The 14,776-nt window shown below is 29.7% G+C and carries 13 protein-coding genes, 1 other RNA gene and 1 other annotated feature; of the genes, 3 read left to right on the top strand and 11 right to left on the bottom strand.

Going from position 1 to position 14,776, the window contains the following annotated elements; all coding sequences use genetic code 11:
- Positions 1-11: 11 nt before the first annotated feature.
- Entirely contained in the window at positions 12-800 is a 789-nt protein-coding gene (locus J1C67_RS10835; protein WP_243176799.1) for an ATP-binding protein, read from the bottom strand.
- Positions 697-1,707: a conserved phage C-terminal domain-containing protein gene (locus tag J1C67_RS19450; RefSeq protein WP_243176797.1), complete on the bottom strand. Its 1,011-nt coding sequence runs from the start codon at positions 1,705-1,707 to the stop codon at positions 697-699. The genes J1C67_RS10835 and J1C67_RS19450 overlap by 104 nt, the downstream gene beginning before the upstream one ends.
- A gap of 544 nt (positions 1,708-2,251) precedes the next feature.
- Here J1C67_RS19450 and J1C67_RS10830 point away from each other — a divergent pair.
- Both J1C67_RS10830 and asnB read left to right on the top strand, forming a co-directional pair.
- Complete coding sequence (locus tag J1C67_RS10830; protein ID WP_089973442.1) at positions 2,252-2,446, top strand: hypothetical protein; 195 nt, start codon at positions 2,252-2,254, stop codon at positions 2,444-2,446.
- A 225-nt stretch (positions 2,447-2,671) separates the two neighbouring features.
- Positions 2,672-2,930 (top strand) — a binding site (T-box leader).
- A gap of 58 nt (positions 2,931-2,988) precedes the next feature.
- Positions 2,989-4,578 carry an asparagine synthase B gene (asnB, locus tag J1C67_RS10825; protein ID WP_167866801.1) on the top strand — a complete coding sequence of 530 codons (1,590 nt, stop codon included), beginning with the start codon at positions 2,989-2,991 and terminating at the stop codon, positions 4,576-4,578.
- Between the two features lie 407 nt (positions 4,579-4,985).
- On the opposite strand, the gene J1C67_RS10820 is transcribed toward asnB, so the two are convergent.
- From J1C67_RS10820 to J1C67_RS10800, 5 genes are all read right to left on the bottom strand, one after another.
- Positions 4,986-5,396, bottom strand: coding sequence for a peptide deformylase (locus J1C67_RS10820; protein WP_167866800.1), 411 nt, complete (start codon positions 5,394-5,396; stop codon positions 4,986-4,988).
- Between the two features lie 204 nt (positions 5,397-5,600).
- Positions 5,601-6,821: a Zn-dependent hydrolase gene (locus tag J1C67_RS10815; RefSeq protein WP_167866852.1), complete on the bottom strand. Its 1,221-nt coding sequence runs from the start codon at positions 6,819-6,821 to the stop codon at positions 5,601-5,603.
- Between the two features lie 484 nt (positions 6,822-7,305).
- The gene (locus J1C67_RS10810) at positions 7,306-7,842 is read right to left on the bottom strand and encodes a hypothetical protein (protein WP_167866799.1); all 537 of its coding nucleotides are present in this window, start codon (positions 7,840-7,842) and stop codon (positions 7,306-7,308) included.
- Between the two features lie 364 nt (positions 7,843-8,206).
- Positions 8,207-8,558, bottom strand: a transfer-messenger RNA (tmRNA) gene (ssrA, locus tag J1C67_RS10805).
- Between the two features lie 252 nt (positions 8,559-8,810).
- Positions 8,811-9,803 carry a Gfo/Idh/MocA family protein gene (locus J1C67_RS10800; protein ID WP_167866798.1) on the bottom strand — a complete coding sequence of 331 codons (993 nt, stop codon included), beginning with the start codon at positions 9,801-9,803 and terminating at the stop codon, positions 8,811-8,813.
- Between the two features lie 235 nt (positions 9,804-10,038).
- On the opposite strand from J1C67_RS10800, the gene J1C67_RS10795 reads away from it, so the two are divergent.
- Positions 10,039-11,334 (top strand): amidase domain-containing protein, encoded by a 1,296-nt coding sequence (locus J1C67_RS10795; protein ID WP_167866797.1) that lies wholly within the window; start codon positions 10,039-10,041, stop codon positions 11,332-11,334.
- A gap of 47 nt (positions 11,335-11,381) precedes the next feature.
- On the opposite strand, the gene fsa is transcribed toward J1C67_RS10795, so the two are convergent.
- The 4 genes from fsa to J1C67_RS10775 form a co-directional block, all read right to left on the bottom strand.
- Complete coding sequence (gene fsa / locus J1C67_RS10790) at positions 11,382-12,032, bottom strand: fructose-6-phosphate aldolase (protein ID WP_167866796.1); 651 nt, start codon at positions 12,030-12,032, stop codon at positions 11,382-11,384.
- A 106-nt stretch (positions 12,033-12,138) separates the two neighbouring features.
- Complete coding sequence (locus J1C67_RS10785; RefSeq protein WP_167866795.1) at positions 12,139-13,065, bottom strand: transketolase family protein; 927 nt, start codon at positions 13,063-13,065, stop codon at positions 12,139-12,141.
- A gap of 12 nt (positions 13,066-13,077) precedes the next feature.
- The gene (locus J1C67_RS10780; RefSeq protein ID WP_167866794.1) at positions 13,078-13,890 is read right to left on the bottom strand and encodes a transketolase; all 813 of its coding nucleotides are present in this window, start codon (positions 13,888-13,890) and stop codon (positions 13,078-13,080) included.
- A gap of 36 nt (positions 13,891-13,926) precedes the next feature.
- On the bottom strand, positions 13,927-14,772 hold the full coding sequence (locus J1C67_RS10775) for an L-ribulose-5-phosphate 3-epimerase (protein WP_167866793.1): 846 nt from the start codon (positions 14,770-14,772) through the stop codon (positions 13,927-13,929).
- Positions 14,773-14,776 lie beyond the last annotated feature (4 nt).

Here is a 14,776-nt window from a genome sequence, read left to right as displayed (position 1 = left end):
TAACCTTTTAATTAGATATCTTTAAATCGATAATTATTTTCCATCCCTAAAATTTCTACTGTATAATCTTTAATCATTTCATAAATCCTACTTGCAACTGCTTCATCAATATCTATAAGCTTCTTTATTGTAAGCTCTGTTGAAATTATCATTGGAAGATTGTTCATATATCTATAATTAATAATTTCAAACATTATGTTTACATCAGATTTAGTTATTTGACCTTTAAACAAATCATCTATTAGCAAAACCTCTACTTTTTTATATTTATTTAATGTAATGCTATAAGCTTCTGCATCTAACATATTTTGCTTTATACATATAATCACATCTCTATAAGGCATATAAATAACCTTTTTCTTCTTTTTCATTAAATTATTTGCTATTGCTATACATAAATGAGTTTTCCCACAGCCTGAGTTTCCACAAAGTATTATTGAATTTTGTCTAGTGTTTTTAATTTTGTCAAAAGCTTGATAATACTTTGTCGCCATATCCTTCATATCTAAAATTTTAGGGTTCCAAGGTTCAAAATTTTTGAAATTTAATTTGCTACTTTCTAAAGTAAGTCCAGCTTCCTTCCAACCATCATTTTTATTACTTTGGCTTTTTGTGTAACATTCACATCTATAAGCACAAGTTCTTTTATCTACTCTAACCTCAATCCAACTAGTATCATCACATAATTTACAACGTTTAGAAAAGTTCTCGCTCTGCCCATTCTCTTTCCTCTGCTGTAAGTGATCTGTTACTCGTGTTGCTTCCTTGGCTCCATCTGCTTGCTTGTTCTTCCTCTCCATTTCCCTGATTCGTTCTATTATTTCTAGCATCTTTAAATTTCCCTCCATATGCTTGTCCCCCTTTCCCATTATTATTATTTTTATATAAATTAGAACTTGAATTATCTCTATATCCATTAAAATTACCAGCTGTAGATTCCAAGTTGTTATTAATTACACAAGATTTCATATTCATATTAAATTCATTTACATACCCTTCAAACTTTGTCCCAAATAAGGTTTCTGGTCTCAAATACTTTTTCATATTACTGTCTAACCACTCATTAGCCTTTGCACTAATTATATTTTGGAAATCCTCTAAGCCATAACCTTCCTTAATCCTTGCATTTATTAGCTTTTGATTCTTAACTGTTGTCACCTTATAATTTGTTCCACACCTGATATTTAAATACTCAATTACATAATGAAACATAGGCTTTTCACTACCACTATTCCTATTATCATTACCGGCCTTAGCTTCCTCATTACTAAAACTATTTTGTTTATTCTCCTCTACAGCTTTATCACTATCATTTATTAAAGGAGCTTGTCCTATTTCGATGTTTTCGATGTTTTCGATGTTTTCGATGTTTTCGATGTTTTCGATGTTTTCGATGTTTTCACCCTTTGCTTTTCCGACAAATTTATCTTCGTTAACTTTTATAATTCTGCGTTCTACTGTTTTATTATCATTCTTATAAATCATTTTTATATTTATGTATCCCTTAGTCTTTAAAGTTTTAATTACTCCAGAGCATCTACCCTTGCTTAAACCACTGAATGTCATAAAATGAGCATTTCCTGCATAACATCCATTTATTCCATCTAATGATGATATCTCAACTAAAAACACTTTTTCTGTAAGTGTTAACCCTTTATCTAACCAAACCTTAGCAGGTATCCAAACTCCCTTAAATGCTCTATCCATAAAAATCACTCCACCCTTTTTTTTTTATATTTGTTCCCCTTACTTTTAATATATGCAGTAACATAACTTTTTGAAAATATTTTTAGATTTATTTTTATTTGTTGATTTTTCCACTTATTGTTTCTTTTCTTAATATCTAATATCATTTTCTAATATGTTTTATTTACTTTTAAATTTACCTTTTTTTGTCTTCGAGACAATATATCTAATCTATCTTAACTTGTATTATTAAATTGTATTATTAGCTTGTATTACTTACTTTAACGTTTATGGAACACCCTATATCTATTTATGGAATACCTTATATCTATTTATGGAACAGCCTATATGTATTTATGGATCACCCCTATGTGAATTTTTGGAACAGGTATTTTATAGATTCCTAAATTTAAAGCATATATAAATAATTTGTTTATTTTTTTAAAAAGTTACTTTACTGCATATATTTAAGTGAGGGCAATTTATAACAAAAAATAAATTATCTTTAAATAAATACAATGGGTCTACATATGGTAGACCACATAATAACTGGAGGTTTTTACAAATGGAAAATAATAATTTAGAAAATAGTGTGTCAATAAAAAATGAGTACGAAATAAGCCGTACTTATAAATTGAAAAAGACTACAATGAAAAAACTTTATCAAATTAAGGCAAATGAAGATGATTTTAATATTAAATTTAATGCTATTTTAGACGCTGCCATAGTTTGCTATTACAATGAAATTTTTGAAAAATAAAAGCAGTGTTTTTATATGTTAGTGAGTTAGTTACAATAATGAGACTCTAGATAATTACTATTTTCACTACAACTCTTAGATTGAAAATAGACTTAAATTAATTCACAAAAAAGATCTAGGAGTTTTATTTACTCCTAGATCTTTTTTCTTAAACTGAATTTTATTTTTAATTTTTTTTTATAAACCTATTGACGAATAATAAAAAACGAAGTAAAATAAAACAAATCAAAAGCATTGAAGGGACGAGTAATTATTTAGAGGTAGTCAAAGCGAATCAGTGATGGTGAGAGACTGATACGAAACAAATAATGAAAAACTTCCCGGAGCTTCCAAACGAAATTTATTAAGAGTAGTCTTGGACGGAGCCAGCCCGTTACAGCTTGGACAGTATAGAATTCATTTATATTAATTCCGTACTGATTAGAGAGAGCTTTTTAAGCTAATTTAGGTGGTACCGCGGAAGTATAAGTCTTTCGTCCTATTTTCATAGGATGAAGGGCTTTTTTTTTTACCAATTTTATAAACTAAGGGGGACTATAAACATGTGTACAATTATGAGTTATACAGGAACAGACATGAAACACGAAAAATTTGCTGAGGCATTACAAAGAACCGAGTCGAGAGGACCAGATATGACAGAGATCCTAACTTTACCATCTGGTATTTTGGGATTCCAAAGACTTTCTATTATGGATTTAAGTTTCAGCGGAATGCAGCCATTTACAAGAAATACAGATGCATCCATCTGTAACGGTGAAATTTACGGTTTCCGTGAAATCAAAAAAGAACTAACAAAAAAGGGACATAAGTTTATTTCTGATAGTGATTGTGAAGTATTACTTCCAATGTATCATGAATATGGACTAGATATGTTTTCAAAATTAGATGCAGAATACGCAACTGTTATCTACGATGGAAAAAAGGACAGTTTCATTGCAGCAAGAGATCCAATTGGTATCCGTCCATTATTCTACGGCTACTCTGAATCTGGTAAAATCATATTTGCAAGTGAAGCGAAAAATTTAGTTGGGCTTACAGACAAAATTATAGCATTTCCACCAGGACATTATTATGCTGACGGGAAATTTATATGCTATTGTGATATCGCAGCAACAGAGGGTGAATATTGCCAAGATGACTTAGATGTTATTTGCACTAAAATTCATGATAAATTGGTAGCTGCTATAGAAAAACGTATGGATGCTGATGCTCCTGTAGGTTTCTTATTAAGTGGTGGTTTAGACAGCTCATTAGTATGTGCAGTCGCTCAAAAATTACATCCTCAAAAACCAATTAAAACATTTTGCATAGGTATGACTGAAGATGCAATTGACTTAAAATATGCAAAGGAAGTTGCAGATTACATTCATAGTGATCATACTGTTATTTATATGACAAAAGAAGACGTGCTAGGATCACTTGATGAAGTTATTAAACTTCTTGGAACATACGATATTACCACAATAAGAGCGAGTATGGCAATGTATCTAATTTGCAAGAAAATGCATGAAATTTCTGATGTCAAAGTGCTTCTAACTGGTGAAATTTCTGATGAATTATTTGGCTATAAATATACTGATTTTGCTCCAAATGCAGAAGAATTCCAAAAAGAATCCCAAAAGAGAATGAGAGAGCTTCATATGTACGATGTACTTCGTGCAGACCGTTGTATCAGCTCAAATTCTTTAGAAGCTAGAGTACCATTTGGTGATTTAGATTTTGTAAAATATGTTATGTCCATAGATCCTGAAAAGAAATTAAACAAATATAACATGGGTAAATACCTTTTAAGACATGCATTTGAAGGTGATTATCTACCAAACAATATTTTATATCGTGAAAAAGCTGCATTTAGCGATGCTGTAGGACATTCTATGGTAGACTATTTAAAAGAATATGCTGAAGCATGCTATTCTGATGAAGAATTTGAAAAACTATGTGAAAAGTATGCATCTCATGCTAAACCATTCACAAAAGAATCATTGTTATACAGAGAAACTTTTGAAAAATACTATCCAGGACAATCAGAAATGATAGTAGACTTTTGGATGCCAAACAAAGAGTGGGAAGGCTGTGACGTAACCGATCCTAGTGCCAGAGTATTATCAAATTATGGTGCCAGCGGTAAATAGTTAAGAAACTTAAATTAATTTATTTTCAAAAAATATTAGTAAAAATACATAATAAACCCATCATTGCTTCTGATGGGTTTTAAATTTTCTCTATTTTACAACTATGCTCCTTTGTTTTTGAATCATAACATATTGCTACTCCTAGAATGTTTTTTAACTACCGAACGCGGATTATATACTCTTTTTCCCTTTGCTGTTAGATATCCATTGTACCATTTTTCTAATTCATTAAACTTGACATCATTATTTATTTACAGAGATCTATAACTTCTTTTAATCTTTCTATAATTAAAGATTTATCTACAAAGTATTTACTTCTATACAATTCTTCATAATTCTGCAATTATTTATTAGACTTTAAATATATTGCCATAGTTGAATCAAATCATTACAGTCAAAATATATTTTTATATTATTATACCATTACAATGATCAACTTCATGTTGAATAATTTGTGCCGTAAATCCAGTAAATGTCTCTTTATTCTTCTTAAAATTTCTATCAAAATATTCTACCTCTATTGTTTCATATCTCATTGTTTTTCTAAAACCTATTAAAGATAAGCAGCTTTCTTCTGTCTCATAGCTTTTTTCTTTCTTTAGTATAACTGGATTAACCATAGGAACTATCATATCCCCTACACAAAATACTATTATATGTTTTTTAACACCTATCATATTAGCAGCCATTCCAACACAATGCTCTAGATTTGACCTTAAGGTATCTACTAAATCATCAATAACTGATATGTCCTCCTTAGTTGCAGCTTCTGACTTCTGTCCTAAGAATACTATATCCTTCATAACTGGTTTTATCATATTAATTCCAACCTTCCTAATTACTATTTCTAAAGTTTCTTAAATTTATTATACCTCTATATACATACTTTATAAATATCAATATTTTGATAGAAATAACTATTTTCTTAAACAAAAAATCCACTATAATAACAATTAGGTATTATAGTGGACTTTCTAGTAGTGGCGCAGCATAATTCCCTGGACCTTAGAGGTGCTATCCCCTTAATTTTTATCAATATCTAAAATTGTCTGTAATAATACATTTGCACCTTTTAAGCAGTTATCAAGATGTGTAAATTCCTTTTCACAATGACTATGCCCATTTTCACTTGGAACAAAAATCATTGTAGTTGGAATAATATCTGTAATGAACTGGGCATCATGTCCTGGTCCACTATACATTCTCATTGCAGAATAACCATATTGCTTTGCATTTTTTTCTACATAATCTACAAATTCAGGATAGAATTGTACTGTTTTACGTGACCATAATTCTTCATAACTAGTTTCACATTTTTCAATTTCACTTGGAACTTTTTTAATAATCTCTACTACTTGTTTTATAACATTTGGATCTTGATGCCTCGCATCAAGAGTAAATTTAACGTTATCGGGAATAACTGTATGGATATTAGGAGAAACAATCATTCTACCAGTTGTATATACAAGCTTACTATCTAATTTATCAAGTTCATCATGAATATATTGAATTACTTTTACAGCTGCATATAATGCATCTTTTCTATATTTCATAGGTGTTGTTCCTGCATGATCTGCTTGTCCAATAAATGAAAATTCATAATTAACCATTCCACAAACGCCCTCTAGTATACCTATGTCTTTTTTCTCATTTTCTAGTACAGGTCCTTGTTCTACATGTAATTCTACTAATGCCATATATTTTTCTGCAGTCATTCTATTTTCGACTTCACCCATATATCCGCTAGCTTCCAATGCTTCCTTAAAAGTAACTCCTTCTCTATCTTTAGACTCTAACATAACATCTTTATTAAATTTTCCTGTGATAACACCCGATGACATCATAGCTGGATCAAAACGTGAACCTTCTTCATTTGTCCATACAACAACTGTAATTGGATGTTTGTGAGCTACTTTTTCTATAACAATAGTTTCTGCTGCTTCTAAAGCAGTAAGAACACCTAAAATACCATCATAATTTCCACCTTGTTTAACAGAATCAATATGAGATCCCATAATAATAGCAGGTAAGCTTTCATCTCCTGGAACCGTAGCATAAATATTTGCCATATCATCAGTTTTTATATCCATTCCAAGAGCTATACACCTTTTGCAAAACTCTTCCCTTGCATCTAAATCAGCAGTTGATAAAGACAATCTTGTGATTCCACCTTTTCCTGTATCTCCAAATTTACTAAAAGCTGTGATCTTATCTTCCATTCTATCTTTACTACAAGTTAACATATCCATAAATTCCTCTCCTTAAAAATATTTCTTAATTATGTAAAATTGAACATATATACTTATTATACTTATATAGTTTTTAAAAATCCATTATTTTCTAAAACAGTTTCCTATATCATATATAGCTTACAATATTTCATCATTTAATACTCTCCCGGCCCTTTTAACCGCATAACTTATTTCATAACTATTGGTTTCTTCATAAATATTTTTTTTGCCCACCTAAAGAAATTCCACGCAAATAAACATCTCTTAGATTATTATACATGGCTATTAAAGCACTTAAAATTATTATTTCTTATTTTTCTATACTTTTATCCAAGATGATAATATTTTAAACTTTATATTTACTTAATTTCAAAAGGACCTCACGTTTCGTGAGGTCCTTTAAAATACTATATATACTTTAGACTTTTATATCTATTACAGTTGAGTTTCTAAAATTATTTTTCCATCACAAAAACTATACCCTTGAGGTATTTGATTATGATAATACGAAATAGTTTTCAATATAAGATATCATTTGATCTCCTAAAGTAAGATAATAATATATCGGTATTAGATAGCTTGAATAAAATAGTTTTTTTGCGTCTTCTTTATTGTTTTCTAATGTTCTTACCAAGTTTTGCTGTTGCCTTACGCTTATAATAAAACTATCAGCTACAAATAAAATTTGGTCTGAGAAGAATACATCTGAAAAAGAATCTTTATATGAAAGTTTATGATTCTCTAAATTTCTTTTAATAGCATTAAATTGTTGTATATAGTTCTCTAAATCTTTATCGATGGATTTTAATTCTTCAAGTGTTGAGTTCTCAGTTATATTTATAACAGTTAAATTTGCTCTTATCCTTTTTATTTCTTCTAAATTTTGAACAATGTCTTCTTTGTTTTTTAATTCCTCTACTTTGGGTCCATAGGGTGCTTCTCGATTTGTTGTTAGTTGTGCATATGTTATATTAGTCATAGTTAGTGTTATAAGTATCACGAATATTATTAAACGATTTACTTTTCTTCGCATTATTAATTCCACTCCTTTTAGAAATCATTATACTAAATTATTCACTAAATGTATTTTAATAAATTTCATATATATATCTTTAGCTATTTCAAGTATTTTATTCTAATAAAAATTAATATAAAACTTTCCATTTCAAATTTTCTTAACATTATTTTAAAAATCCATATTAATAACTAGTTATTAATATCATGAAATATTTTTATTTTATTGTAAGGTTCGCCTTTGCTAATCCTAAAAATATTTTTCTGTTTCTGCTTTTTAATGCACTCTTTTTCATAGTGTTATAAATATCAAGCCTTTCTCAAAATATCTTTAAACTAAAATAACCCACGACAACACTATATTAGTATTGTCGTGGGTTTCATGGTGGAGGCGATGGGTTTCGAACCCATGTCCGAAAGCCGACCAACCTAGCTTTCTACGAGTGTATTCTACATTTTAAATTTTCCTCCAGGAGCGCCTATAGACGGGCTCTTCCCTTCAGTAGCTTCATAAATACCCCTTTAGCTCAAAGCTTTGCTAAACTTCGTTTCCCACTTCATGACACCCGTGATCCAAGCCATGGGGAGCCTGGGCGGATGAGCGGCTAAATTAAGCTGCTATTGCAAAATTGTTTTCTGCGTTTACATTTTTGCATACTTTATTTAAGAGGTGACATGCGTGCCTCTACTCGCTTACTAGACCAATCATGCCCCCGTCGAAGCCAAAGCGCCCCCAGGTTGCATAGTTATTTGCAAAACATATTAACTTTCATTAATATATTTACTCTTAAATAGTCTATGTCTTAAACGCAATTTGCTATTCAGATTTTTGACTTAACATCATTATATAGTATAGTATTTTCTCTGTCAACTTATCCACAAGTGGATTTTCTATATTATCTATACCTACTCTAAGAAATTTTACCATTTAGTCATCTTCAAAATAAATAGCAAATCAGTATTGTTGTCTTTTCATTTTAGAATCTCTTATTTTTTATCAGCTGGATAAACTAAACCTATTTGTCTTCTAGCTTCATCCATTACTGCAATAGTATTAATTGATGTTTCAAATGTGTTTACTTTTGACTCTAATTCTTTATTTTGTATTAAACTAATAAATTCTTTTGCTTCATAATACATATCATCATCAACTTGCTGTTTTGATAAATCTATTTCTTCTCCATTTTTTAATATTAATTTTACTTTTGAGAATGTGTTTATTTTTTCTATTATAATGCTTCCATCCTCACCTTGAATTTCTGATGGTAAATATGAATTTGAAATTTTAGAGAACATCACAACTCCATCCATGTCTTCATAATCAAGAATTATACTTCCGCTACCATCTACTCCTGATTCAAGCATAAGCCCGTTTGCTTTTATTGATTTTGGTTTTCCGAAAAGATTTATAATAGGTTCAATACAATAAACCCCTATATCCATTAATGCCCCATTTGATAATTCTGGTTTAAAAGCATTTAAAACCTCTCCATTTTTATATTTATCATATCTTGATGAGTATTGACAGAAGCTTGCAGAACATTTTCTTACCTTACCAATTCTATGCAGATTTTCTTTTACAACTTGGAAATTTGGAAGCATTGTTGTTTTCATAGCTTCCATTAAAAGAACTTTATTTTCCTTAGCTGATTTAATCATAGCTTCAACTTCTTTTAAATTTGATCCAAAGGCTTTTTCACATAACACATGTTTCTTATTTTCTAAAAATAATATACTTTGTTCTGAATGTAATGAATTTGGGGTAGCAATATACACCGCATCAATTAAATCACTTTTAGCCATTTCCTCAAGGTCTGTAAAAATATCTTTTACTCCATATTTATTTGCATATTCTCTAGCTTTACTTTCACTTCTTGAATATACTGCTGCAAGTTTAAACCCTTCAACATCTTTTGCTCCACTTAAAAACCAATCTGTAATATTATTTGTACCAACTACTCCAACTCTAATGTTAATCATCTAACTTCATCCTCTCAATGTTTATTTTTAAAAACTAATCCCTATTCTATCCTACTTTTTTATATTCACAAATTAATTTTTTCTTATCCTTATTATAAGGGAGCTTTTTTAAAATAACTAGAAAGAAATTTATATTTAATTTCATGCCATTTTTTATTATAAAAACTTCCTTTTTTCTAATATTTATTATAACTTTTGAGCACACTATATTTAAACATATAAGGAGGTTTTTATTATGAAATTTTATTTAAATGATCTTATTAAATTTATAAAAACAAATAAAAATATTTTCTCATTATCCTTATATTTTTTATTAGTAAGCATATTGTTTATTAGTTTCTTCTCTTTGCTATCTAAAACAACTAATAACTTTCTAGTTCCGTATTCATTCCCTAAGGAAAGTTATAATTACGAAGAAACTGCTAATGTTGGTACTTTTATTACTGATTCTAATGAAGATAGAAACACAAAGCTTTCATCTTATTTAAATGACTTTTTCTCTACAAGAAATCAAAGTTTTTTAACTGGAAATGTAGAGAACCTTTATAAATTTTATGATTTATCTCATTCATATAGCAAATATTCACTGCATCACGAGTTTAAAAGAATAGCCTATCTTCGTGATTTTGCAAATGAAAGAGGTATAATTTTTGAAGATATTACTTCAACCCCTTATATTAAAAATATACAAATTAATAATACTATAATTAAATTAGAGGTAGATGAAACTTTTACTGTTACTTATATTTACCCAGAAAACCCTACTGTCAAAAACAAATTTTCTATTACATTAATTCACACTGAAGAATTGCAATCAATAGGTAGTGGCTTTACTATACAAAAAGATTACTATTTTGATTCTTTTGAAAATGCTTTAAAAAAATATAACTTTAATCTAACTGAAAAGGAACTTCCATTAACATCTTATAAAACATACAATATTAACTTTAATAGAAGAGCTTTAAACTTTAAAGAAAATAAAGCCTACAATAGATCTGCTGCTGTTAAATATGCTGATAAATATTCTGGAATATTAACTAATAAGGATTCTATCCAATATAACCCCTATTATTTTAATGCCTCCGCCCTTAGTTATGGGGGTAATTCCACTAATTTTGTATCCCAATGTCTAAGTGATAATGAAGTGGGTGGTTCTCTAAAACAGGATAAAACTTGGTTTTACAATTCAAAAGATAGTAAAGCACCTAAAATAAGTGATGCTTGGATAAACCCTAAGGAACTTAAAGATTATCTTATTTATACTAATAAAGGTTCCCTAGTTAAAAGTAGTGATATTCAAAACTTATTATCTGAAGTAACTGATACCTCATCTCCATTTTTAAACTTACAAGCAGGTGATTTAATATTCTACAGCAAGGGGGATATCCCAGTATATTCATCTATTATTACAACTTTTGATTCTAATGGTTACCCTTTAGTTAATTCTAATACTGTTAATAGATTTCATGTTCCCTTTGATTTAGGTTTTAGTGATGATGATATAGCATTTCAATTAATTAGTATTAATTGAAAAAAGGATATTGCAAAGTAATTTTGCAATATCCTTTTTAAACTTATTTATTTTTCTCCAAATGCCTTTTCATAATCTTCTACGAATTTTTTTATTCCTCCATCTGTTAATGGATGCTTAACCATTTGAGTAATAACTCCATATGGAATTGTAGAAATATGTGATCCTGCTAGTGCAGCATCTAATACATGCATTGGGTTTCTTACACTTGCAGTTATAATTTCTGTTTCAATTCTATGAACTTCAAATATTTCTGATATTTGTCTAACTAAATCTATTCCTGGGTTTCCTATGTCATCTAATCTTCCTAAAAACGGACTAACATAACTAGCTCCTGCTCTTGATGCTAATAACCCTTGTAGAGGTGAGAATATTAATGTAACATTTGTCTTTATTCCTTTTTTTGTTAATTGCTTTACAGCCTTTAATCCTTCCTCACACATTGGAATCTTAATAACTATATTTTTATGCATAGCTGCTAATTTGATTCCCTCTTCAACCATTTCTGTTGAATCTAGACTCATAACTTCTGCACTAATTGGACCATCTACAATTGAACAAATTTCATTTATAACTTCCTTTAAATCTCTTCCTTCTCTAGCTATTAGTGATGGATTAGTTGTAACTCCACATACTACACCTAGCTCGTTTGCTTTTCTTATTTCATCTATATTTGCTGTATCAATAAATATTTTCATACTATTCACTCCTCTTTCATCTTAAGATATCTCCAAAAAATAATTAATAATATTTTCTTTTGATTCTCTAATGTTTTCTACTATCTTAACTACCTTCTATATATAATTAACCTAATAATTCCTTAACCTTAGTTATTATAGCTTCAGTTGTTAAATTATATTTTTCCATTAATTCATCTGGTGTACCTGATTGTCCAAACACATCATTTATTCCTATCATTTTTACTTTTGTTGGAATCTCATCGCATACAACTTGCGCTACCCTAGCTCCAAGTCCACCTATTATTGAATGTTCTTCTGCTGTTATTATTGCCTTAGTTTCTCTTGCAGCCTTTATAATTATTTTTCTATCGATTGGCTTTATTGTTGATATATTTATAACTCTTACGTAAACTCCTTCAGCTTCTAATATACGTGAAGCTTCTATTGCTTTTTGAACCATCATTCCTGTTGCTATAACAGTTATGTCATTTCCTTTTCTAAGCTCTACACCTTTTCCAATTTCAAATTTATAATTTTCATCAAAAATATCTTCAGTGTTGCATCTACCAAATCTTAAATAAACTGGCCCATCAAATTTTGCAGCCGCTTTAGTTGCTTGCATAGCTTCTCTGTGATCTGCCGGAACTATTACTGTCATATTAGGAAGTGAAGTCATAAGGGCTATATCTTCAATTGATTGATGTGATCCCCCATCTTCTCCAACTGTTATACCAGCGTGAGTTGCTGCTATTTTTACATTCATTTTAGGATAACAAATTGAATTTCTTATTATTTCAAAAGCTCTTCCTGTTGCAAACACTGCAAAGGTACTTGCAAATGGTATGTTTCCTACATTTGCGAAGCCTGCTGCCATGCCCATTAAGTTTTGTTCTGCGATACCTGCATTAAAAAATCTATCTTTAAATTGATTTTTGAAATCATTTGTCTTTGTTGATTTAGAAAGATCAGCATCTAGAACTACAACTTTTTCATTTTCTAATCCAAGTTCAACTAATGCCATTCCATATGATTCTCTTGTTGCCTTACCCATTATTAATACCTCCTAGTTAGCAATTTCCATTAATGCTTTTTCTTTTTGTTCTAAGGCAGGTGCTTGTCCATGCCATCCTGCTTGATTTTCCATAAAGCTAACGCCTTTACCTTTTACAGTTTTTGCAATTATTACACTTGGCTTTCCTTTAACTTCTGATGTTTTATTAAATGCTTCGTGAAGTTCTTCGTAGTCATGGCCATCACAAGTAACTACATTCCATCCAAAGCTTTCAAACTTCTTATCTATTGGGCTTATTCCCATTACTTCTTCATTATTTCCGTCAATTTGAAGTCCATTATAATCTATAATTGCAACTAAGTTATCTAGTTTATAGTGAGCTGCTGCCATTGATGCTTCCCAAACTAAACCTTCTTGTAACTCTCCATCTCCTAAAATTGTATATATCTTTGCTGGATTTTTTTGAAATCTAAGCCCTAAAGCCATTCCAACAGCATTTGATATTCCTTGACCTAAAGATCCTGTTGAAACATCAACCCCTGGAATATTTTTAGAATCAGGATGTCCTTGCAACAAAGCTCCTATTTTTCTTAAGTTCTTAAGCTCTGATTTTTCGAAGAATCCCTTTTCTGCTAATACTGAATATAGTGCTGGAGCTGCATGCCCTTTACTTAAAACAAATCTATCTCTTTCGTTATATTTAGGATTATTTACATCAATATTCATTTTTTCATAATATAAATAAGTAATTATATCTGAGCAGGATAACGATCCACCTGGATGTCCTGACTTTGCTTCATAAATCATTTCTATAATATTTTTCTTAACATCTTTTGATACAGATATTAAATGTTCCTTATTCATTCTATTCACCAACCAATCAAATATTTTTTCATTATATTATTGTTCTATTACAGTAAATTTTTCATCCATGAATTTTCTTGTATCCTTAATAACATCTTTCCAGTTTTCATTTCCAACATACCAAAACTCTGCTGTGAATTTTCTTACTCCAAGATCCCAAGCTGTTTTTATTATTTCTTCAAAATTAACATGACCTGTTCCAAATGGAATTTCTCTAAACTTTCCAGGTACAGTTTCTTTTAAATGAACAGCACAAAGATGTCCTTTTCCTGTTTTAAAATCATCAACTGCTGATGTTCCATAACTTAATGTTGCATTCATTACATTTCCGCAATCCGGATAAACCTGCAAATATGGAGAGTTAACTAAGTTAACATATTTCATAGCTTTTTCAACAGTATTCATAAACTCTGTTTCCATAGTTTCAAAAGCAAGAATTACACCTTTTTTAGCTGCCATTTCTACTGATTTTTTTAAGTTTTCTTCAAAATACTTTCTTGTTTGCTTGTTACCCTCTTCATAATAAACATCATATCCAGCTATTTGAATTATTCTAATTCCTAAATCCCAAGCTAACTCTATTGCTTTCTCCATTATTTCTATGCCTCTATTTCTAGTGGCTTCATCTAAACTACCTAATGGATATTTTCTATGTCCACTTAAACACATTGTTCTTATTGGAACTCCTACTGTAAACATAATATCTACAAGTGCTTTTCTTTCTTCTTTAGTCATTTCTAGCCTAGCTAATTTTTCATCAGTTTCATCTATGCTAACCTCTACAAAATCAAATCCACATTCTTTTGCACAAGTAAGTTTTTTACTCCAACTTAATGTATTTGGCATAGATTTTTCATATAATCCTAATGTATAATTCTTCATAATC

This window comes from Clostridium gasigenes, assembly GCF_017348895.1.
Taxonomy (GTDB): domain Bacteria; phylum Bacillota; class Clostridia; order Clostridiales; family Clostridiaceae; genus Clostridium; species Clostridium gasigenes.
Note: the sequence above shows the minus strand (reverse complement) of the source record. Positions and strands in the feature narration are given on the sequence as shown.